At 39.2% G+C, this 21,774-nt stretch carries 18 protein-coding genes; 9 read left to right on the top strand and 9 right to left on the bottom strand.

Features of this window, described 5'->3' with window-relative positions; genetic code table 11:
- Positions 1-44 precede the first annotated feature (44 nt).
- Positions 45-2,651: a DNA mismatch repair protein MutS gene (gene mutS, locus GUU89_RS06410; protein WP_162127146.1), complete on the bottom strand. Its 2,607-nt coding sequence runs from the start codon at positions 2,649-2,651 to the stop codon at positions 45-47.
- Between the two features lie 153 nt (positions 2,652-2,804).
- Here mutS and GUU89_RS06405 point away from each other — a divergent pair, with 153 nt between their 5' ends.
- Together GUU89_RS06405 and GUU89_RS06400 are read left to right on the top strand one after the other, a co-directional pair.
- The gene (locus tag GUU89_RS06405) at positions 2,805-3,269 is read left to right on the top strand and encodes a DUF1573 domain-containing protein (protein ID WP_162127145.1); all 465 of its coding nucleotides are present in this window, start codon (positions 2,805-2,807) and stop codon (positions 3,267-3,269) included.
- Between the two features lie 78 nt (positions 3,270-3,347).
- Positions 3,348-3,878, top strand: a complete 531-nt coding sequence (locus GUU89_RS06400) for an RNA methyltransferase (protein WP_162127144.1) — start codon at positions 3,348-3,350, stop codon at positions 3,876-3,878.
- On the opposite strand, the gene folK is transcribed toward GUU89_RS06400, so the two are convergent.
- Positions 3,875-5,011 (bottom strand): 2-amino-4-hydroxy-6-hydroxymethyldihydropteridine diphosphokinase, encoded by a 1,137-nt coding sequence (gene folK / locus GUU89_RS06395; protein ID WP_162127143.1) that lies wholly within the window; start codon positions 5,009-5,011, stop codon positions 3,875-3,877. The two genes, GUU89_RS06400 and folK, sit on opposite strands and share 4 nt — an antisense overlap.
- Before the next feature lie 178 nt (positions 5,012-5,189).
- On the opposite strand from folK, the gene GUU89_RS06390 reads away from it, so the two are divergent.
- Positions 5,190-7,778: an AsmA-like C-terminal region-containing protein gene (locus GUU89_RS06390; RefSeq protein ID WP_162127142.1), complete on the top strand. Its 2,589-nt coding sequence runs from the start codon at positions 5,190-5,192 to the stop codon at positions 7,776-7,778.
- Positions 7,779-7,812: 34 nt separating this feature from the next.
- On the opposite strand, the gene GUU89_RS06385 is transcribed toward GUU89_RS06390, so the two are convergent.
- Positions 7,813-8,607 (bottom strand): DUF2797 domain-containing protein, encoded by a 795-nt coding sequence (locus tag GUU89_RS06385; protein WP_162127141.1) that lies wholly within the window; start codon positions 8,605-8,607, stop codon positions 7,813-7,815.
- 96 nt (positions 8,608-8,703) lie between these two features.
- Here GUU89_RS06385 and GUU89_RS06380 point away from each other — a divergent pair, with 96 nt between their 5' ends.
- The 3 genes from GUU89_RS06380 (at position 8,704) to GUU89_RS06370 (ending at position 13,577) form a co-directional block, all read left to right on the top strand.
- Positions 8,704-10,230, top strand: a complete 1,527-nt coding sequence (locus tag GUU89_RS06380) for a GH3 auxin-responsive promoter family protein (RefSeq protein ID WP_162127140.1) — start codon at positions 8,704-8,706, stop codon at positions 10,228-10,230.
- A gap of 163 nt (positions 10,231-10,393) precedes the next feature.
- Complete coding sequence (locus GUU89_RS06375; protein WP_162127139.1) at positions 10,394-11,275, top strand: DMT family transporter; 882 nt, start codon at positions 10,394-10,396, stop codon at positions 11,273-11,275.
- Positions 11,276-11,375: 100 nt separating this feature from the next.
- Positions 11,376-13,577, top strand: coding sequence for a TonB-dependent receptor domain-containing protein (locus GUU89_RS06370; RefSeq protein ID WP_162127138.1), 2,202 nt, complete (start codon positions 11,376-11,378; stop codon positions 13,575-13,577).
- Positions 13,578-13,849: 272 nt separating this feature from the next.
- On the opposite strand, the gene clpX is transcribed toward GUU89_RS06370, so the two are convergent.
- From clpX to GUU89_RS06340, 6 genes are all read right to left on the bottom strand, one after another.
- Positions 13,850-15,082, bottom strand: coding sequence for an ATP-dependent Clp protease ATP-binding subunit ClpX (gene clpX, locus GUU89_RS06365; RefSeq protein WP_162127137.1), 1,233 nt, complete (start codon positions 15,080-15,082; stop codon positions 13,850-13,852).
- An 85-nt stretch (positions 15,083-15,167) separates the two neighbouring features.
- Positions 15,168-15,824, bottom strand: coding sequence for an ATP-dependent Clp endopeptidase proteolytic subunit ClpP (gene clpP / locus GUU89_RS06360; protein ID WP_162127136.1), 657 nt, complete (start codon positions 15,822-15,824; stop codon positions 15,168-15,170).
- 153 nt (positions 15,825-15,977) lie between these two features.
- Positions 15,978-17,306, bottom strand: a complete 1,329-nt coding sequence (gene tig / locus GUU89_RS06355) for a trigger factor (protein WP_162127135.1) — start codon at positions 17,304-17,306, stop codon at positions 15,978-15,980.
- 89 nt (positions 17,307-17,395) lie between these two features.
- Positions 17,396-17,740 carry a phage holin family protein gene (locus GUU89_RS06350; RefSeq protein ID WP_162127134.1) on the bottom strand — a complete coding sequence of 115 codons (345 nt, stop codon included), beginning with the start codon at positions 17,738-17,740 and terminating at the stop codon, positions 17,396-17,398.
- A gap of 5 nt (positions 17,741-17,745) precedes the next feature.
- Entirely contained in the window at positions 17,746-18,507 is a 762-nt protein-coding gene (locus GUU89_RS06345) for an alpha/beta fold hydrolase (protein WP_162127133.1), read from the bottom strand.
- Between the two features lie 41 nt (positions 18,508-18,548).
- Positions 18,549-19,262 carry a pyridoxine 5'-phosphate synthase gene (locus GUU89_RS06340; protein WP_162127132.1) on the bottom strand — a complete coding sequence of 238 codons (714 nt, stop codon included), beginning with the start codon at positions 19,260-19,262 and terminating at the stop codon, positions 18,549-18,551.
- Positions 19,263-19,377: 115 nt separating this feature from the next.
- Here GUU89_RS06340 and GUU89_RS06335 point away from each other — a divergent pair, with 115 nt between their 5' ends.
- The 3 genes from GUU89_RS06335 (at position 19,378) to porG (ending at position 21,774) form a co-directional block, all read left to right on the top strand.
- Positions 19,378-20,037 carry a CBS domain-containing protein gene (locus tag GUU89_RS06335; RefSeq protein WP_162127131.1) on the top strand — a complete coding sequence of 220 codons (660 nt, stop codon included), beginning with the start codon at positions 19,378-19,380 and terminating at the stop codon, positions 20,035-20,037.
- 3 nt (positions 20,038-20,040) lie between these two features.
- Positions 20,041-20,922, top strand: a complete 882-nt coding sequence (locus GUU89_RS06330) for an NAD kinase (RefSeq protein WP_162127130.1) — start codon at positions 20,041-20,043, stop codon at positions 20,920-20,922.
- Positions 20,923-21,087: 165 nt separating this feature from the next.
- Positions 21,088-21,774 (top strand): type IX secretion system protein PorG, encoded by a 687-nt coding sequence (gene porG, locus GUU89_RS06325; RefSeq protein ID WP_162127129.1) that lies wholly within the window; start codon positions 21,088-21,090, stop codon positions 21,772-21,774.

Here is a 21,774-nt window from a genome sequence, read left to right as displayed (position 1 = left end):
TTTGAAAATCTAATTCCCTGATTAGCAAAATCAACCGATAAGCGTTATTTTTTCAAAAGCATCCTTTTCAACTCATTTAGCTTCATTAAGGCTTCAACCGGCGTCAAAGTATTAATGTCTAAATTCAATATATCTTCTCTGATTTCCTCTAATAACGGATCGTCCATACTGAAAATATTGAGTTGCATTTCATCTTTAGAAGACTTGATGGTGTTTAGCGCATCACTAGAGTGATTTTTCTCGAGTTTCTTCAAGAGCTTTTGTGCTTTCTGAATCACCATTTGAGGCATTCCGGCCATTTTTGCGACATGTATACCAAAACTATGGGCACTTCCGCCTTTCACCAGCTTTCTGATAAACAAAACAGTATCCTTAAGCTCTTTTACCGAAACATTATAATTCTGTATTCTCGGCAGCAATTCGCTCATCTCGTTTAACTCATGGTAATGCGTTGCAAAAAGTGTTTTAGGTCGGGCCGGATTTTCATGCAAAAATTCTGCAATCGCCCATGCGATAGAAATTCCGTCATAGGTACTTGTTCCGCGTCCGATTTCATCCAACAGCACCAAACTTCTATCCGAAATATTATTCAAAATAGAAGCCGTTTCATTCATCTCCACCATAAAAGTAGATTCACCCATCGATATATTGTCACTGGCTCCAACACGGGTGAATATTTTATCGACTACTCCCATCCTCACCTTTTCTGCCGGAACAAAACTTCCCATTTGAGCGAGCAGTACAATCAAAGCGGTTTGTCTTAATATGGCTGATTTACCGGACATATTCGGCCCGGTAATCATAATCAACTGTTGGGTTTCTCTATCCAACCAAACATCATTGGCTACATAAGGAACACCAACCGGTAATTGCTTTTCTATAACCGGATGACGGCCATTAGTAATTTCCAATTCAAAAGTATCATCTAAAATCGGACAAACGTAATCGTTCTCAATGGCCAATTGTGCAAAAGAAGTCAAACAATCCAATTGAGCTACCAAATTGGCATTCAACTGCACTTGTTTAATATAAGTACCAATCCAAATTACCAATTGTTCAAACAAATGACTTTCGATTTGATGGATTTTTTCTTCGGCACCAAGGATTTTGGTTTCGTATTCTTTCAGCTCTTCGGTAATATAACGCTCCGCATTAACCAAGGTTTGTTTCCTTATCCATTCCTGCGGTACTTTATCTTTATGCGTATTTCTTACTTCGATGTAATACCCAAAAACATTATTAAACGAAATCTTCAACGAGGTGATTCCGGTACGTTCGGATTCTCTTGCTTCTATCCCTTCCAAATATTCCTTCCCGGAAAATGCAATGTTTCGCAATTCATCCAACTCGGCGTGAACCCCTATTGCAATGGCATTTCCTTTGGCAATAGCCACCGGAGCTTCCTGATTCAGTGTTGTTTTTATCTTTTCGCGAAGCAAATCACAAGCATGCAAACTGTCCCCAATTACACGAACCGCCTCCTGTTTGCTCTCTAAGGCTATACTTTTAATTGGAATGATGGCATCCAACGATTCCTTTAAATAAATCACCTCACGAGGAGATATTTTACCCGTAGCCACTTTGGAGATCAAACGCTCCAAGTCGGAAATTTGTTTGATTTGGTATTGTATCTTTTGAAGTATTTCTTGATTTTCTTTTAAATAAGTAACCACTTCATGACGTCTTCTAATCTTATTTATATCTTTCAAAGGCAAAGCCAACCAGCGTTTCAACAATCTTGCTCCCATTGGCGAAAGCGTTCTGTCAATTACATCCAGCAGCGTTACGGCATTTTGCGAATGACTATGATACAATTCCAAATTGCGAATCGTGAAACGATCCATCCACACATAAGCATCTTCAGCAATACGATTGATACTGGTGATGTGCTGTACTTTATTATGTTGTGTTTCCGACAAATAATACAATATAGCTCCTGAGGCGATAATGCCATCCGGCAATTCTTCTACACCAAAACCTTTTAAAGAATTGGTTTGAAAATGATTCATCAACGTTTCTAACGCATAGTCTTCTTTATATACCCAATCCTCAAGATAAAACACATTAAAATCTTCGCCGAAAGCTTCTTTAAATTGTGCTTTATTGTTCTTTTGAATTAAAATCTCACTCGGGATGAAATTTTGAAACAACTTATCAATATATTCTTCATTGCCTTGTGCCGTTAAAAATTCGCCGGTAGAAACATCTAAAAAAGCTACGCCTAATTGTTTTTTACCAAAATAAATAGAAGCCAAAAAATTATTCGACTTGGAGTGCAAAACCTCATCATTCATAGACACCCCGGGCGTCACCAATTCGGTCACACCACGCTTCACGATGGTCTTGGTCATTTTAGGATCTTCGAGCTGGTCGCAAATCGCCACTCTTAACCCTGCCTTTACCAATTTGGGCAAATAGGTATTTAAAGAATGGTGTGGAAATCCGGCCAAAGCGGTTTCGGTTTCTGAACCGGCGCCTCGTTTTGTCAAAACAATGCCAAGAATTTTAGACGCTCTGATAGCATCTTCGCCAAAAGTTTCATAAAAATCACCCACTCTGAACAACAAACAAGCATCGGGATATTTTCGTTTTATCTCGTTGTACTGTTTCATTAAAGGGGTTTCCTTGGCTTGACTTTCTTTGGCTGACAATGGATTTCGTATTAAATTTATAAGAAAGCGAATTTAAAATATTTTAAGTGGAATAGGATACTGAAAAAAAATTAATTTAATATTAAGATAAAAAAAATAGGACCGTTTTAATTTTTAGATAGATTTGTCACAGAAACTTAAAAACTTTTAAAAATGAAAAAAATAATTTTATTAGCTGCAATTACTGTTTTCGGTGTTACAGCAAATGCTCAAACAACAAAAAAAGCGGTAAAAAAAGAGCCTGCTAAAGTAGAAACTCCAAAAGTTGACGGAGCCGGAATGGTTTTCGAAAACGAAACTATCGATTACGGTACAATTCCTCACAACGCTGACGGAAAAAGAGAATTTGTTTTCACTAATAACGGAAACAAACCTTTAGTTATCGAAAGTACTCAAGGTTCTTGTGGTTGTACTGTTCCGTCAAAACCGGAAAAACCAATCCAACCAGGAGAAAAAGGAGTAATTGGTGTTAAATATGCAACTGATAGAGTTGGTCAATTTACCAAAACAGTTACTGTAAAATCTAACGCTGTTGGTCAAGAAACTAAAGTAATCACCATCAAAGGAAACGTTTTGCCAGATGCCCCTGCTGAAGGAGCTACACCAACTAAAAGTTAATTAGACTTAGTTATAAATTCTGAAAAGTCCCGATTCGTTCGGGATTTTTTTTTGAATATATTTGCCAAAAAATAAACCATGCGCAAGCTCGAAAACAAAGAACTGGAAAGAAAATCAGTAGCCGATTTTAAAGAAGCTGAAAAAACACCTTTAATCATAATGTTGGATGATATCCGGAGTTTGCACAACATAGGTTCGGTTTTTCGCACAGCAGATGCATTTTTGATTGAAAAAATTTATCTGTGTGGAATAACAGCCATTCCGCCAAATAAAGAAATACACAAAACCGCTTTGGGCGCTACCGAAACCGTAACATGGGAATACCAAAAAGATGTTTTGAGTGTTATCGAAAAATTAAAACAGGAACAAACCGCCGTTTATGCTGTTGAACAAGTAGAAAAAGCTGTTTTTCTTCAAGATTTTAAAGTGGAAAGCAATCGAAAATATGCTTTGGTTTTTGGCAACGAAGTATATGGGGTTTCACAAAAAGCTATTGAATTGTGTGATGGCGCTATCGAAATTCAGCAACTGGGAACAAAACATTCCTTAAATATTTCGGTAAGTGCCGGAATTGTAGTTTGGGATTTGTTTCAAAAAATGAAGTACTAATTCGAGATTTTTTTGCGAATTTCTTCTAAAACAAAAATGTAATCATCCTGTTGGTTTAAAAAATCTCGGTTGGTCACATCTATAATCAGCACATTCAAATTTTGTTGTGATTTGATATAATCCAAATACCCATTATTGATTTTCTCCAAATATTCCGCCGGGATTTCCTGTTCGTAGCTACGTCCTCTTTCTTTGATGTTTTTCAAAAGACGCTCCGTACTTTGGTACAAATAAATATACAAATCAGGCTTTGGCATTTCTTTATAGATGATGTCAAACATCGTTTTATACAAACGGTATTCGTCTTCGGCCAGAGTCACTTTAGCAAAAATCAACGATTTGAAAATATGATAATCGGCAACGATAAAGTCTTTAAACAAGTCGAATTGCGCCAAATCATCCGAAATTTGCTGGTACCTGTCGGCCAAAAATGACATCTCCAACGGAAACGCATAACGGGCTTGATCATCATAAAACTTCGGCAAAAACGGATTATCTGCAAAACGTTCCAATACCGTTTTGGCATTAAAATCTTCTGCTAATTTGTTAGTCAAGGTGGTTTTCCCAGCACCAATATTTCCTTCTATGGCAATGTAATTGAAATGATCTAATTTGATTTTCGAAATCGGAACTTCCAAATTTTGAATCACCTTGCAATTGCTCTTGTCTTCGGAAAGCACCAGCAATTCGTGTAAATACTTTTGCAAAATAGGATGACGCCAATCCAAATTCAAATCGCGCATCGGCAACAACACAAACAAGCGATTCTGCATTTCCGGATGAGGCACTTGCAACTTTTCGGAAGCTATGATTTCTTCATCAAAAGTAATCACATCAACATCAATAATACGCGCTTGATAACCCTCCAAATTCTCGCGAACTCTACCCAAGGCTTCTTCCAACAGCAAGACTTCCTCTAAAACTTGATGCGCTGATTTATGGGTATTCATAATCACCGCACAGTTGTAAAAAGGAGCGCTCTCAAAACCCCAAGATGGTGTTTCATAAAGCTTAGAAACACGGATAATGGTACCTATTTCTTTGTGCAAACTGTCAATGCAACGCTCTATATTCTCGAGTCGGTTGCCCTGATTGGTGCCTATTGATAAAATGACTTGATGCTGCTTATTCATGGAAGCACAAATTAACTAAAACTATTTCAGAATAAAGACAAAAAGAAACAGACTGTTAATAACAATTTCTCAACAATTGCCTTTTGATAAAATCATAAAATTGCTATAAATAGTAACTGCTTTGTAACGAAAAGGCATTATTTTTGTTCAGTCGAAGCGTAACTAAATCTATCATACCATGTTGAAGAAAATTTTAAAAATAGTTGGAATCGTTTTATTGTTGTTAGTGATTTCAGCTTTCGCCATTCCGTATTTCTTTAAGGATCAAATCAAAGCCAAAATTTTAACTGCTATCAATGAAAAAGTAGACGCGAAAGTGGCTTTTGCCGATGCTGATTTGAGCTTATTCCGAAACTTTCCTAATGCGAGCGTAACGGTGGAAAAGCTATCCATCATCAACAAAGCACCATTTGAAGGCGACACCTTAGTAGCTTTTGACGAATTAAATCTGAAAATGTCTATCAAAGAACTGTTCAAAGGCGATAACGAACCGATGAACATTGATGGGGTTTCTTCTAAAAACGGTTTGATTAATATCATTTTCAACAAGGACGGCGTGGGCAATTACGACATCGCCCTGAAAGACAAAGGCAAAGAAGACGACAGCAAAAGCAAACCGCTATCCTTAAAAATAAAAGAATATTCGGTTGAGAATTTCAAGTTCAAGTACTACGATGAAAAATCCAAAATAAAGATGGTGGTCGACAGCATTAACCATGAAGGAACCGGCGACTTTGCGGCTTCCAAATTGGATTTGACAACAAAAACAACGGCAAAGGTTTCCCTCGACATGGACAAAGTAAACTACATGAATCACGTAGCCATTGCGTTGGATGCTGTTTTGGGGATTGACTTAAACAAAAGTCAATACACTTTCAAACAAAACAAAGCCAAAATCAATGAATTGCCTCTGGAGTTTGATGGTTACATCCAAATGGTCGAGGCCGGACAGCAATATGATTTGACCTTTAAAACACCGACCTCTTCTTTCAAAAACTTCTTAGGATTGATTCCCGCAAAATACTCGAGTAATTTAAAAGACGTAAAAACCAGTGGTGACTTCACTGTCGGCGGTTTTGCTAAAGGCTTGTATTCAAGCACTTCGGTACCGAAATTCAATATCGAAATTGCTTCCAATAATGCCTCGTTCCAATACCCGAACTTGCCGAAATCCGTTCAAAAGATTATCATCGATACCAAGATCATCAACGAAACCGGCGTGATGAACGATACTTACGTCAACTTAGACAAGCTTTCGTTCCAAATTGACCAAGACGTTTTTAACGCCAAAGCCAATATTAAAAACATCTCCGAAAATGCGTTAGTCAATGCAGCACTGAAAGGCACTATCAACTTGGCTAACCTTACCAAAGCTTATCCGGTAAAGTTAGACAAACCCTTAACCGGCGTTATGGTAGCGGATGTGACTACCGAATTTGACATGCAATCAGTAGAAAAAAGTGACTACGCCCGTATTAAAAATGCCGGAACCATCGACTTAACCGGTTTCAACTATACCGATGAAAATGGCAAAACCATGAAAATCAGTAAAGCTTCGGTAGCGTTTGACCCTAGCCGAGTGAACTTAAAACAATTCAATGCCACCACAGGAAAAAGTGATTTGGCGGTAACGGGTGTCTTAGAAAATTTCTACGGCTTTGTATTTAAAAACCAAGAGTTGAAAGGAAACTTTACGCTGAATTCAAATCAATTGGCGGTAAACGACTTCATGACTACCGAAACAGCAGCCAAGAAAGAAACCAAAGCCAGCGAGCCTATGAAGATACCGGCGTTCCTAAATTGCTCGTTAACCGCAAAAGCCAATACGGTTTTGTATGATAATTTAACCTTGAAAGACGTTTCCGGAAAAGTCATCATCAAAGACCAAAAAGTAACCATTGAAAATGGAAAAACCAACATCTTCGGTGGCTCTATTGCTTTCAACGGTGATGTTTCGACCAAAGAAAAAATCTCAAAATTCAATATGGATTTAGGGCTAAACGGGGTTGACATTGCCCAAACGTTTACGCAATTAGAGATGATGAAAAAAATCGCTCCTATTGCCGGAGTGATAAACGGAAAACTGAATTCCAAGATTAAACTATCGGGGAATCTGAAAGACAAGGAAATGACACCCGACCTAAACAGCCTGTCCGGTGATTTATTGGGTCAGTTACTTTCTACCACCGTAAACGCGAGCAACTCTACCATGTTAAACGCCTTGGATGACAAACTGAGCTTTATCGATTTGAAAAAACTAAACCTCAACGATTTAAAAGCAGCCTTAACGTTTAAAGACGGAAAAGTGAACTTAAAACCGCTTGATTTAAAATACCAAGACATCAAAGTAAGCTTGGGCGGAACACACGGCTTTGACCAAAGCATGAATTACAACATGAAGCTGGACGTGCCGGCCAAATACTTAGGCACCGAAGCGAATGCTTTGTTGGCCAAACTGTCGCCGGCAGATGCTAAAAAAATAGAGAACGTTCCAATCAATGCTATCCTTACCGGTAATTTTAAAAGCCCTAAAATCACTACCGATGTCAAACAAGCTACTACAAGTTTGGTCACTTCTTTAGTGAAACAACAAAAAGACAAACTGATTCAGCAAGGAACTTCGGCTTTGGGCAACATCATCAAGAACAATACTAAACCAAAGGACTCTACAAAAACAGAAACCCCAAAAACAGATGTAAAAACACAAGCTAAAGACTTACTCAACGGCTTGTTCAACAAACCGAAACCGGCCTCCACCACAAAATAAAAAGAAACCCTTTCTGAAGAGAAAGGGTTTTTGTTTAAATATTGATTTTGACTACATAACCTTCAAAAGTGCGGACATTGAAAACCGTTCCGTCTTCAAATAGGAGGTATTGCCCTTTGACTCCCGTAAGTTTTCCGGAGTAATTAGGTGATTTGTCTAAGTTTAAACTGTTCACTTTACTCGGATACTGCAACACCGGATAGTGCAACTCGTATAAATCTTCCTTAGTAGTATAATAAAACTCCTGAACTTCATTCGGGAGTAACCCTTCCAGTTTCAATCGTTCCGCCAATAAATCAACTTGAGGCACTTCATTCTTCAGCATTTTTTGCCAATTGGTTTTATCGGCATAATGGTTTTTCAAAGCCACCTCGGTAATGCCCGCCAAATACCTATTCGGAACTTCTACAATCGGAATGGCCTGCACAGCCCCTTGGTCTATCCATCTTGTGGGCACTTGGGTTTTGCGGGTTACGCCCACTTTCACCTCACTCGACAAAGCCAAATACACTATATGCGGTTGCAATTGTACTTTTTTCTCATAGTCCAAATCACGGTCTTCAATATCAAGGTGTGCCGTACTCAATTCGGGTTTCATAATCCAGTCGCCGGCGGCCGCACTGCTCATAAAACAATCGTAACAAAACCCCTGGCGGAATATCTTTTTCTTTTTGCCGCAATTCAAACATTGGTACCCGGTGAAATTAATTTCCAATGATTTGTCCAACAACTGATTTAAGCTCAAAAAACTATTTTCAAACACCAAATAATACTGAATAGGATTCGAAAATTCGGTTTGCATTTTGGTTAAAACACCTTCGTATGTCATTATTATTTGGGAATTAGGATTCAGGAATTAGGAATAATTGCTATTTTAGCGTAAAGTTATAAATCCTAAATCGTAATTCCTAAAACCTAAATCAAAATGCCTTTTCCAATCATCAATTCTATTGCTTCTTGGGTTTTGAAACAACGCATTCATCAGATTGAGTTGTTTTTAAAATACCCGCATGAAGTACAAGAAGAACTGATGATGAACCTGATTCGCTCAGCCGAAGACACGGTAATTGGACAGAAATACGACTTCAAAAGCATTAAATCCTATCAAACGTTTTCAGAAAGAATTCCGGTTTCTTCTTATGAAGATTTGGAACCTATGATTGAACTGACACGAAAAGGAGCGCAAAATGTCTTTTGGAACACGCCCATCAAATGGTTTGCCAAATCAAGCGGCACCACCAATGCCAAAAGCAAATTCATTCCGGTAAGCAATGAAGCCCTTGAAGATTGTCATTACAAAGGCAGCAAGGATTTATTGTGCATGTACCTGAACAACAATGAAAACTCCGAAATGTTTTTGGGGAAAAGTTTACGTCTCGGCGGCAGCTCGCAGATCTACGAAAACAACAACACTTACTTTGGCGACTTATCGGCTATACTGATTGAAAACATGCCTATTTGGGCCGAGTTCAGCAGCACCCCGAGCAATAAAATTTCGTTGATGAGCGAATGGGAAACCAAATTAACTGCCATTATTAACGAAACCAAAACCGAAAATGTAACCAGTTTTGCCGGCGTTCCCTCGTGGATGCTTGTTTTGCTGAACCGCATTTTAACCGAAACCGGAAAAGATAATCTATCCGAATTGTGGCCCAACTTAGAAGTGTACTTTCACGGGGGTGTAAGTTTTGAACCCTATCGCGAGCAATACCAAAAGATTTTACCGCAAAATCATTTCAAATATTACGAGATTTACAATGCTTCAGAAGGTTTCTTTGCCATACAAGACTTGAATTATTCCAACGATTTGCTGTTAATGTTAGACTATGGCATCTTCTACGAATTCATACCGATGGATACTTTTGGCACGCCGAATCAAAAGGTAATTCGCCTGGCCGACGTGGAATTGTTTAAAAACTATGCCGTAGTCATCTCTACCAATGCCGGTTTGTGGCGCTATTTGATTGGCGACACGGTTCGGTTTACTTCATTGAATCCGTACCGAATCCGCGTTTCCGGAAGAACCAAACATTACATCAATGTTTTTGGAGAAGAGCTGATGGTTGAAAACACTGATATGGCTTTGGCCAAAACCTGCTCGGCCTTGCATTGTGAAGTGACCGATTATACCGTGGCACCCATATTCATGAAAGACAAAGAAAAAGGGGCACATGAATGGATGATTGAGTTCAAAAAACAACCGGAAGACCTGCTATTGTTTCAAAAGACACTCGACGAAAACCTGCAAACGGTCAACTCCGACTACGAAGCCAAACGCTACAATAACATGACGCTCAATCCGCTTAAAGTTAATGTGGCCCGAGAAAATTTATTTTACGACTGGCTCAAAGAAAACAACAAACTGGGCGGTCAGCATAAAATTCCGAGACTCTCCAACGAAAGAGATTACTTAGAACAGTTATTGAATATGCAAATCCAAGTAAACCGATAACACTATGAAACGACGAGGCATCCTACTGTTGTTATTGATTGGCTTGCTAACTTCCTGCGGACCACACCGGATGAAATGCGGACCGGGCAGACGCTGCTTGGTGGAAACCGCAATAAAAGAACCCCTTATTCCTAAACACAACACCTAATTATTTCCAGCTTTTTTGAAAACTAAACTGTACCTCGCCCTATTTTGTGTAGCTTTCTTTTGGGGAACTACCTTTTTAGGCATCCGCATCGGCGTAGAAACAATTCCACCTTTTATCTTAGCCGGCATCCGAAACTTTATCTCCGGGTTTATCATATTGGGCTACTTAATTTATCAAAAGCAAGTAGAACAAGTGAATGCCCGACAGTTTGCCCGAGCCCTTATCCTTTCGATTATGATGATTGTTTTGGCGAACGGACTGACCACTTATGCCGAAATGTACATCAGTAGTGGCTTGGCCTCGCTAATCTCTACGCTAAATCCTTTCTTTGTGTTGTTGCTGAATCTGTTTTTGGGCTACGAAAAGCTATCGTTCAAAACCATAATTGGTATCGTACTGGGCATGATGGGCATCTTCCTCATTTATCAAAGCAGCCTTGCCGACTTGGTAAATCCTGAGTATCGGGGCGGCATTTTGGCCATACTTATAGCGGTTTTGATGTGGGCCGTTGGTACTATCATTACCAAAAAAGGAAGTGCCAACTCGCTGACCATGCTGATGAATGTGAGTTTACAAATGATACTAGCCGGTGTGATTTTAACACTGATTCAGTGGTATTTAACACCCGATTTCAACACGGAAAACTGGAGTCTCCGCAGTATACTGGCTATGATTTACCTGGCGCTGTTTGGTTCGGTAGTGGGTTATGTGGCTTTCAGTTACCTGATTACACAATTGCCCTCAACCAAAGTAACGGTCTTGTCTTATGTGAATGTAGTCGTAGCGTTGTTCTTGGGCTGGCTCATACTGGATGAAGTCATTACCGCCCGAATACTATTGGCCGCAACACTGATTATTAGTGGCGTCATTATCGTAAATTATAAAAGAATCAAATAATTTTCTTTTGGGTTGTAACAATTGATGGTGAGGGAAGTCTTATGGGCAATCATCAATCCATTGGGCTTCGGGCAACCGAAGCTCACTAAATCAATCACAAATGAAATCAGTATGCATTACCTTATGCTTGCTTGTCACGAGCGTAATCTTCGCCCAGGAAACTCCTAAAAATCAGGACAACTCTTCCACTACCACCGACAAAACCAACGAGCTTTCCGAAGTTACTGTTTATGGCAACAAAAAGCAGTATCTCAAAGTAGAATCAGACAAAACCACTATCAACGTTAGAGATAACGCCATGTTAAACAGTGGCAGCAGCTTGGAAGCTGTGAAAAAAATTCCGGGGGTTATCACTTCGCCTTCAGGAAGCATTACTTTAAACAGCAAAGGCGTTACCATTTATATTGACGGCGCACCGAGCTCCTTAAGCGGTACCGACTTACAAAATTACTTGGCCACTTTACCCGCCAATGCCATTGAAAAAGTAGAGCTGATATACAATCCGGGGGCTTCTTATGATGCTAACTCGAGTGGTTCTATCATTAACATAGTGACCACTACCAAAAGGAAAAAGGGTATTAACGCCAGTTTCAACATCAATTACAATTTTAACAAATACCAAAAACCAAGTCCGCAGATTTTGCTGAACGGCAAGGTAAAAGACCTGAGCTGGCAAACCATGATTGGCTACAATTATATTGACGGCGAAAACAAAACCCAAAACGACCAAATCTTTACTTCCTTCACTCCGAATGAGCGGCTGGTACAAAAGAATTTATCGGTTACTACCAATCGTAATTTTTACTTCAGAACGGGTACTAATTATAAGCTGAGCGAAAAATCGAATTTGCTGTTCAACTACAATCTGAATGTAGCCAATGATCGTTTTGTGAACGAGTCAAGCACCGTGGGAAGCAGTATTGACTACACCAACAACAGCTTAGCCAAAAACAAAAACAACAATCACGAACTGAGTTTGCAGTATAAAACCAAGTTAGACACGATTGGAAGAACCCTTGACATCACGGCGTTCAGCAACTTTTTTGATAAAAGACCAACGACGACCTCTTCGGGACAAAATAATGGTGATGCCACGTTTTATAACGGAAAAACAGACTTCAAATTGGCCAATCATTATTTGAAATACGACTTTGCTATTCCGTTCAATAAAATTGATTTCTCTTTGAATACCGGTGGAAAATTCAACTCCATTGATGTGACTGACAACGGGATTTACAATTTAAACACGGCAACCAATTCGGTGACCGATTTTGATTATAAAGAAACTAACCTGGCGTTTTATGTGGAAGCCCGAAAGAAAATCAAGAAGTTCAACTTCACGGCGGGCGTTCGTTTTGAGGATTATAAAGTAAACCGAACTGCGGTTCAGGATGGCGATGAAACTAAAATAAATTTCAAAAACACCAACTTTTTCCCGAATGTGAGTGCTTTGTATGAAGTAAATGAAAACATCAATATCGCGGCTTCGTACTCCAAAAAAATCAGACAGGCCGATTACAATTTATTAGACCCTAATAACTTTGCCAACTTCGACCAATACAACACTTCTAACGGAAACCCCTTTTTAGACCCCACCTTTTTTGACAATTTTGAGCTGAAAATGACGGCTTTTCAGTTTGTCCAACTGGGCGGTAATTATACCATAGCCAAAGACGCCAGCTATTTTATCTTTAATGCCAAAAGCGGCGAAACGGTGAGCAACCAAACCTTCCAGCAGTTTGACCAAATGAAAACGTTGAGTTTGTTTGCTTCCTTCCCGGTTCCGTTGGATTATTTCTTCAAAGGCAAAGAAGAGTTCCAAAAAAGAATGAACAACATGGACAAAATGAATTATATTTTCTTCAATGTGAATTATATCAAATATACTGCAGAAGGGTATGATTTTTCGTTTAACACCAAGCCTATACTGAATTATTCGGCACAGGCCCAGTTTATTTTGCCTTGGGAAATCAAGAATACGATGTCCTATTTTATTCTACCCAAAGGGACTTGGGAAATCTATCAAATCACCAAGCCGATTCAGCAATTTGATATTTCATTTAGCCGAGACTTCCTGAACAAAAACTTGAAAATCGGGGTGCATTGTTTTGATGTTTTCAATACGAATGAAGTGAATGCTTTGGTTTCTTCGCCTAATTTGGAAACCAAATTCTACCAAAAACAAGACACGAGAACCTTCCGTCTTTCGTTGACGTATAACTTTGGTAACTTAAGTTTGAAAAAGGAAAACACCGAAATCAACATCGAGAAGAACCAATCCGGTGGTGGTTTTGTGAAATAAGATGTAAACCAAAAAACCCTCAGCTGAGGGTTTTTTTTATGCTTAGTCCGTAAGTTAATTCGAAATGTTGCTGACCATAAAATCAATTGGTAAGGAACAACCACTTAAAAGATGTACATGTTTCGGGCAAATGATGTACATGTTTTAGGCAAAAGATGTACATCATTTTGAAAACTCCTGCTGAGGAATTACTTTTTTCATCAGGAGCTATTAAAAAAAGGGAGCGCTTCTTTACAGAAACACTCCCTTTTATGGGTTACAACCGGTTGGGCTTAAGAAGCGATTTCCAGTCGTTTTAATAAATTTTTGGTTAACGCATCGTGCGTATAATCCAAGTCGATGTGCAGTTCTTTTTCTTCTGAGCTTGGCAAATCGTACATGGCATCGGTTAGTATGGCTTCGCAAAGCGAGCGTAAACCACGGGCACCGAGTTTGTACTCTAACGCTTTGTCAACAATATAATCTAAGGCCTCGTCGGTGATGGTAAACTTCACGCCATCCATCCCGAACAGCTTTTCATATTGTTTGATTAAGGCGTTTTTCGGCTCCGTCAAGATAGCTCTTAGCGTGGCTTTGTCTAACGGGTCCATGTGAGTTAGTACCGGTAAACGACCGATGATTTCCGGAATCAACCCAAAGTCTTTAATGTCTTTCGGGATGATGTATTGCAACAAATTGTCTTTGTCAATTCCTTCTGTATTTTTAGAAGTGCTGTATCCTACGGCCTGACGGTTCAGTCTTTTGGAAATGATTCTTTCGACACCGTCAAAAGCTCCACCGGCAATAAACAGGATGTCTTTGGTATTGACTTCTACAAACTTTTGGTCCGGATGTTTTCTTCCTCCTTTTGGCGGAACATTGACCATCGTACCTTCCAATAATTTCAACAAGGCCTGTTGTACCCCTTCACCTGAAACATCACGCGTGATGGACGGATTGTCGCTTTTACGGGCAATTTTGTCAATTTCGTCAATAAAGACGATGCCTCTTTCCGCTTTGGGCACATCATAATCGGCGGCTTGCAGCAAACGGGTCAAAATGCTTTCCACATCTTCTCCCACGTAACCGGCTTCTGTTAGTACTGTAGCATCCACAATAGCCAACGGAACGTCTAACATACGGGCTATGGTTTTAGCCACCAATGTTTTTCCGGTACCGGTTTGACCCACCATAATGATGTTGGATTTTTCTATCTCTACGTCTTCTTCATGTTGCAACTGCATCAATCGTTTGTAGTGATTGTATACGGCTACCGACATTACTTTCTTGGTTTGCTCTTGCCCGATAACGTATTGGTCAAGGAAAGCTCTGATTTCTTTTGGCTTTTTCAATACCAAATCTGCTGAAGGCTTCATCCCGCCTGAGCTTTTTAATTCTTCTAAGACTATTCCGTGTGCCTGCTCAATACATCGATCACAAACATGCGCATTTATTCCGGCTATCAATAAATTGGTTTCCGGCTTTTTTCTCCCACAAAAGGAACATTCTAAAACTTGTTTTGCCATTTTATTTGGTTGATGGTAACGGTTGGTAGTTATTGGTTAGTGACCTATTTGCCAACACCCATTAACTAACAACCAACACCTAAATTTATCTTCTTAATACTTCATCAATCATTCCGTACTCTTTAGCTTCGTCGGCTATCATCCAGTAATCGCGTTCTGAGTCTTTGTGTACTTTTTCAAACGTTTGTCCTGAGTGGTGGGAAATGATTTGGTACAATTCGTCTTTCAGTTTCAACATTTCTTTTAAGTTGATTTCCATATCCGTGGCAACGCCTTGTGCGCCTCCTGAAGGTTGGTGAATCATTACTCTCGAATGCGGTAATGCCGAACGTTTCCCGGCGGCTCCGGCACAAAGTAAAACGGCTCCCATAGAAGCGGCCATTCCGGTACAGATAGTGGCTACATCCGGTCGAATATACTGCATCGTATCATAAATTCCTAAACCGGCATACACGCTACCGCCCGGAGAGTTGATGTAGATTTGGATGTCTTTCGAAGCGTCAACACTTTCCAAAAACAACAATTGTGCTTGGATGATGTTCGCCATATAATCGTCAACGCCGGTTCCCATAAAGATGATTCTGTCCATCATCAAACGCGAAAACACATCTAATTGCGAGATATTCAATTGACGTTCTTCAATAATATAAGGTGTCATGCTACTCACGATTTTGTCGTAATACATGCTGTTTACGCCGTGTTTTTTGGTAGCAAATTTTTTAAATTCTTTTCCGTAGTCCATTTTACTAGTTATAAGTTAAAAGTTATGCGTTTATAATACTGTTTTGGTTAAGTCAAAGTTCGTGCCTTATTATTATGCCTGACATAGTGGCAAAAAATAAAAAAGCGCCAAAATCATTTTTGACTTTGACGCTCAAATATACTAATTTTCTAATTAAATCTCACCGTACATTGCTTTGATGAAATCGTCATAAGAAACTTCTTTTGACTTCGCTTTTACTTTGTCTTTAAACAAGTTTAACATCTTTTCGTTCATTACCTGCTCTGACAAACGACGTACTTCGTCTTGGTTTGACATTACACGAGCAACGATTCCCTGAACATCTTCGTCAGAAGGATCCATTTGCCCGAATTGTGCCATTTGTTTTTTGATTAGCTCGGTAGTGTAAGCTTTCAAGTCATCAAAGGTGATTTGCAATCCGTTTTCCGTAATGATTTTTCCTTCGATTAATTGGTAACGCAATCCATTTTCCGATTTGGTGTATTCTGCTTCAGCTTCTTCAGCGGTTAATGGGTTTTCCCCTGCTGACTGAATCCATTTTTTAAGGAATGCTGCCGGCAAATCAAATTTGGTGTTAGCGATTAAGAACTCGGTCACATCGTTTAAGAATTTTTGATCCGCTTGTTGTGCAAATTGTTTCTCCGCGTCTTCTTTGATTTTGGCTTTCAACTCGGCTACCGAAGTGATTACTTTTGGCCCGAATAATTTATCGAATAATTCTTGGTCTAAAGTCGCCAATTCATGACCTACTACTTCGTCAATAGTAAAGGTTACTTCAATATCCAACCCATGTACGTCATCGTGACCAACGGCAAGGAAGTCCATCAACTTGTGATCATCATCAAACAAGCCTTTGGTTTTTAACGTAACTACATCACCTACTTTTTTACCGATGAAAGCTTTCGCCGTTTTTTTGTCTTTGAATACGTCTAACGATAAAGTGGTTCTGTTGTTGATGCCTTTTTCTTCGTTGGCAAAAATTCCTGACACATCGTTTCCTTCTTCAACCGTATCTTTAGCGATTAACTTTCCGTATTGTTTTTGGATACGCGCCACTTGATCGTCTAACATTTTATCATCGGCAACGATTTTGTATTGTACCAAACTGTTTTTAGCCGCAAGGTCAATGCTGAAATCAGGCGCCAAACCTAATTCGAACTCGAATTTATAATCTTCTACATCCCAGTTGAAATCTTCGGTTACTTTTGGTAGCGGGTTTCCAAGGATATCTAATTTTTCTTCTACTAAATAGTTGTTTAAATTGTCTTGTAACAATTTGTTTACTTCATCCAACAAAACGGCTTTACCATATTGTTTGTGGATTAAACTCATCGGCACGGCTCCTTTTCTGAATCCCGGTATTGCAGCATTTTTACGGTAATCTGCTAAAACTTTCTCTACTTTTTCTGCGTAATCCGATTTTGACACTTCTACAGTAACTACTGCATTTAAGGCGTCTACATTATTTCTTGTGATGTTCATTTCTTGTGTTTTTTACATACTAAAATTGGGTTGCAAAATTATAACATTTCTACAACCCAAGCAATTTTATTTTATTGATTTCTAAAGTTTTATTTTGCCTCGCCGGTGATTTGGTAAACCAATGATTGTGAAAGCGATAAAATGATACTGAAGAGCATTGCTGTCCAGAACGAATTGACACTGAATTCAACAATAAAATAGTCGCAAAGCATGATGATAATGGCGTTAATCACCAATAAAAACAAGCCCAGCGTAAAGAAGGTTACCGGCAGCGTGAACAACACCAAAACGGGTTTTACAAAAAAGTTAAGCAACCCTAAAACGATAGCTACCGTTAAAGCGGTGGTGAATTCTTTGACATATACCCCTTTCATAAGGTAAGCAATAGCCATGACCAAAAGTGCGGTAATTAATATTCTAATGAGTAGTTTCATAGTTCTTATTTTAAAAATTGAATGGTTGCTTCAAAAAAAGCTTTCGGATTCTCGGCATGCAACCAATGGCCCACATTGGGAATCGTTGCTAATTCAAAGTTAGGAAAATGCGTTTTGATTTCGGGCACATCGGTATCTAAAATATAGCGCGAATTACCGCCTCGAATGAACATTGTTGGTTTAGTAAAAGTATTTCCTTGGGGCAGCACCTCACCGATGGTTTCAATTTTAGCATTGAAAACCGGAAGGTTGAATCGGAAGGCCAATTGCCCGGGCTCAACCCAATAGAGATTTTTCATTAAAAACTGTCGGGTACCGAAGTCGGGAATAAACGGATAGAGTGTTTCTTCTACTTGTGCTCTGTCGGGTTTAGTCGAAAAGTCAACGGCATTCAACCCAGCTAAAATGTCCTGATGGTGCGGGGCATAATATTTCGGGCCAATATCGGCAACGATTAATTTTTCTACTAATTCGGGATAAGTTGTAGCAAAAAGCATAGCTACTTTACCACCCATTGAATGACCGATTAGGGCTATATCCTTTAAATTATGATGCTGGCAATACTCCAACAAATCATTAGCCATCACTGAATAACTAAAATCTTCCGAGTGAAAACTGCGTCCGTGATTGCGCAAGTCGAGCAGGTGCACCTGAAACCCTTCAGCAGCGTAGAGCGAACCAAACGATTTCCAGTTGTCACTCATACCGAGAAACCCGTGGATGATGATCAGTGGTTTGCCTTCGCCTTCTATTCTGGAGTACAACATGTTGATTTAGGATTTAGGAATTAGGATTAAGGATTTGGGATTTATTTTAATCGTTGTAGATACATGTTTACTACATTGTCTAAACCTAGGTATAAGGCTTCGGAAATTAGGGCGTGTCCTATGGAAACTTCTAACAATCCGGGGATGTTTTCTTTGAAGAACTTGATGTTATCCAAACTCAAATCGTGTCCGGCGTTGATGCCTAACTCCAATTCATTGGCCAGCACGGCGGCTTTTACATAGGGCTCGATTCCGGCTTTGTTTCCCAAACCGTATTGATGGGCAAATTCTTCGGTGTATAATTCAATTCGGTCGGTACCGGTTTTCTTGGCTCCTTCAATCATAGTCAAAATCGGGTCAACAAAGATGGAAGTGCGAATGCCGTTGCGTTTAAACTCGGCAATCACATCGGTTAAATAGTCTTGGAACTTAATGGTGTCCCATCCTGCAGAGGAAGTGATGGCTCCAATCGCATCGGGAACCAAAGTCACTTGTTCGGGTTTGCATTCCAAAACCAAATCGATAAAGTTATGCTGCGGATTGCCTTCGATATTAAACTCGGTGTAGACAATGGGTTTTAAATCGCGCGCATCTTGGTAACGAATGTGTCTTTCATCCGGTCTGGGGTGAATGGTAATGCCTTGGGCTCCGAAGCGCTGTATGTCTTTGGCTACCTGTAATAAATCAGGCACATTACCGCCGCGGGCATTCCGTAAAGTGGCTATTTTATTGATGTTTACACTTAATTTTGTCATGACGGTCTCGAATTGGGATTCCTTTTAAAAAATTTGATTACAAAAATACAAAGTAAAACTAAGTCGGCATGTCCCAAAATTTGATTATTTTGCAGTCGCTAAAAGAAAAGAATAAATGAGATTACTTTCCGATTATATCAACAACGATTTTAAACCCTTTTCAGCTACAGAATCAGTGGCTGACATTCAGGATTTTTTTGCAGAGAGCACCTTTTCGCACTTCCCTATTTTAGACAATGAGGTCTTTATGGGTTGTGTTTCGGCTGTGGATGCGGAGACTTTTGAATTTCAGAAAACCATGACCGATTACCGTTATGCTATGGAAGGTTTTTTTGTTAGAAACACCATGACTTGGCTGGATGTGCTGGAAGTTTTTGCTCGAAACAATGCCAATTTGGTTCCGATTTTAGACGAGACCAACAAGTACATCGGTTATTATGAGATTACGGATATCATTAAATTTTTAAACGAGACCCCTTTCTTAAAAGAAACCGGAGGCATCATTGTGGTCGAGAAACCCACCGCTGATTATTCGATGAGTCAGATTACGCAAATTGTAGAAAGCAACAACGGCAAATTGCTGGGTGTTTTTGTTTCGGAGGCGGATGCGGAAAAAGTACAAGTAACCATCAAAGTAACCTTGGGTTCACTAAATGAAATTATTCAAACGTTCCGTCGATACAACTACGAAATTATTTCGGAACACCACGAAGACAATTATTTAAACACGCTGAAAGAACGTTCGGAATATTTGGATAAATACCTTAATATGTAACATATGAAAATTGCCATCTTCGGACAATATTACCAAAACGACACCCGACCGATTATCAAGGATATTTTTGTTTTTTTCAACAGGAATAATGTCGAATTGGTTATTGAAGAAAAGTTTTTGGAGATATTGTATGAAGAAAAAATAATCGAAAAAAAATACAACACTTTTGCTTCTTATGCCGATTTGAACAACAGTTTTGACCTTCTTATTAGTATTGGTGGTGACGGAACCATTTTGCGAGCTACTACTTTTGTTCGCGATTCGGGCATTCCGATCTTGGGCGTTAATGCCGGACGATTAGGATTTTTGGCCAAAGTGCAAAAAGAAAACATCGAATCGTTTTTACAGCTCGTCTTAGAAAAAAAATACACCATTTCCGAAAGAACCCTGTTGACAATGGACTGTTCGCCGGCAGAATCTAAAATCGAGATTAACTTTGCCATGAATGAAATATCCATCAATCGAAAAGACACTACCTCGATGATTACTATCGAAACCTATTTGAATGATGAATACCTGAATTCCTACTGGGCGGATGGTTTGATTATTTCTACGCCAACCGGCTCAACCGGTTATTCTATGAGTTGTGGCGGCCCTATCTTAACTCCCGACGTAAAAGCCCTGATAGTAACCCCTATTGCACCGCATAATCTTACGGCACGACCGCTGGTAATTCCTGACAATACCGAAATACGCCTCAAGGTTTCGGGCAGAGAAGAGCAATACTTGGTTTCTTTAGACTCGAGAATTACCTACATTAGCAATCATTCGGAATTAAAAATCAAAAAGACCCCTTTCAATATTAACATGGTGGAAATTCCCGAAGAAACTTTCCTGAAAACCCTTCGCAACAAACTGCTGTGGGGAGAAGACAAGAGAAATTAGAAAAAAATCATTTCAAATTATACTACAATTCTAAAAAAATCGTTTTAGAATATAATCCGTGCCAAGAGCTGTAATTGTCAGTACGTTATTTTATTTAGCAGAAATCCTGATTTCATGTTATATAAGTACTGAGAATTATTATATTTGCACGCTATTTTCAATTTGATGAAAAAGGTTTTAGTTTTATTTTTTTGTTTGATTTTCCATACTATTTCGAATGCCCAAATTCATGAAATCGGGGTATTCTTGGGTGGCAGTAATTATATTGGAGACGTGGGTAAAACCAATTATGTTTCTCCCAACGAATTGGCCTTTGGTATTTTATACAAATGGAACAGAAGCCCGAGGCATTCTTGGAGATTTTCCTATACGCAGTCTACTATATCAGGCAACGATTTAGATTCTGAAATTCCGGGAAGGTATTTAAGAGGCTACAAATTTAAAAATAGCATAAAAGAACTTTCGGCCGGATTAGAATTTGATTTTTTCGATTTTAACCTGCACGAAGTATTAAAAAGAAAGATAACGCCTTATGTTTATTCGGGGCTTGCCTATTTTATTTATGATGAGTTGTATGTCATTGGCGGCAACACCAAAAAAGACTACACTTCAAGCAAAATAGCCATTCCAATGACGGTGGGTGTTAAAACGAATATTTTAGAAAACTTTATTCTCGGACTTGAAGTGGGGGCTCGATATACTTTCACGGATAATCTGGATGGCAGTTTGCCTAAAAACGAAAATTTAGCGCCATTGAAATTTGGCAATGTAAACAGCAAAGACTGGTATGTATTCACAGGGTTTACCCTAACGTATACTTTTGGAGACAAGCCATGTTATTGCGCAGATTAA

It is taken from the genome of Flavobacterium phycosphaerae (genome assembly GCF_010119235.1).
Classification (GTDB): domain Bacteria; phylum Bacteroidota; class Bacteroidia; order Flavobacteriales; family Flavobacteriaceae; genus Flavobacterium; species Flavobacterium phycosphaerae.
This window is presented reverse-complemented; position numbering and strand designations above follow the sequence as displayed.

What these genes read in the sequence shown, in the direction of transcription:
- GUU89_RS06340 (WP_162127132.1), bottom strand. Translation starts at nt 19,262, where the DNA reads ATGACAAAATTAAGTGTAAACATCAATAAAATAGCCACTTTACGGAAT.
- GUU89_RS06385 (WP_162127141.1), bottom strand. Translation starts at nt 8,607, where the DNA reads ATGACATACGAAGGTGTTTTAACCAAAATGCAAACCGAATTTTCGAAT.
- clpP (WP_162127136.1), bottom strand. Translation starts at nt 15,824, where the DNA reads ATGGACTACGGAAAAGAATTTAAAAAATTTGCTACCAAAAAACACGGC.
- GUU89_RS06390 (WP_162127142.1), top strand. Translation starts at nt 5,190, where the DNA reads ATGTTGAAGAAAATTTTAAAAATAGTTGGAATCGTTTTATTGTTGTTA.
- GUU89_RS06330 (WP_162127130.1), top strand. Translation starts at nt 20,041, where the DNA reads ATGAAAATTGCCATCTTCGGACAATATTACCAAAACGACACCCGACCG.
- porG (WP_162127129.1), top strand. Translation starts at nt 21,088, where the DNA reads ATGAAAAAGGTTTTAGTTTTATTTTTTTGTTTGATTTTCCATACTATT.
- GUU89_RS06370 (WP_162127138.1), top strand. Translation starts at nt 11,376, where the DNA reads ATGAAATCAGTATGCATTACCTTATGCTTGCTTGTCACGAGCGTAATC.
- tig (WP_162127135.1), bottom strand. Translation starts at nt 17,306, where the DNA reads ATGAACATCACAAGAAATAATGTAGACGCCTTAAATGCAGTAGTTACT.
- GUU89_RS06350 (WP_162127134.1), bottom strand. Translation starts at nt 17,740, where the DNA reads ATGAAACTACTCATTAGAATATTAATTACCGCACTTTTGGTCATGGCT.
- GUU89_RS06335 (WP_162127131.1), top strand. Translation starts at nt 19,378, where the DNA reads ATGAGATTACTTTCCGATTATATCAACAACGATTTTAAACCCTTTTCA.
- GUU89_RS06345 (WP_162127133.1), bottom strand. Translation starts at nt 18,507, where the DNA reads ATGTTGTACTCCAGAATAGAAGGCGAAGGCAAACCACTGATCATCATC.
- clpX (WP_162127137.1), bottom strand. Translation starts at nt 15,082, where the DNA reads ATGGCAAAACAAGTTTTAGAATGTTCCTTTTGTGGGAGAAAAAAGCCG.
- GUU89_RS06400 (WP_162127144.1), top strand. Translation starts at nt 3,348, where the DNA reads ATGCGCAAGCTCGAAAACAAAGAACTGGAAAGAAAATCAGTAGCCGAT.
- GUU89_RS06405 (WP_162127145.1), top strand. Translation starts at nt 2,805, where the DNA reads ATGAAAAAAATAATTTTATTAGCTGCAATTACTGTTTTCGGTGTTACA.
- GUU89_RS06380 (WP_162127140.1), top strand. Translation starts at nt 8,704, where the DNA reads ATGCCTTTTCCAATCATCAATTCTATTGCTTCTTGGGTTTTGAAACAA.
- folK (WP_162127143.1), bottom strand. Translation starts at nt 5,011, where the DNA reads ATGAATAAGCAGCATCAAGTCATTTTATCAATAGGCACCAATCAGGGC.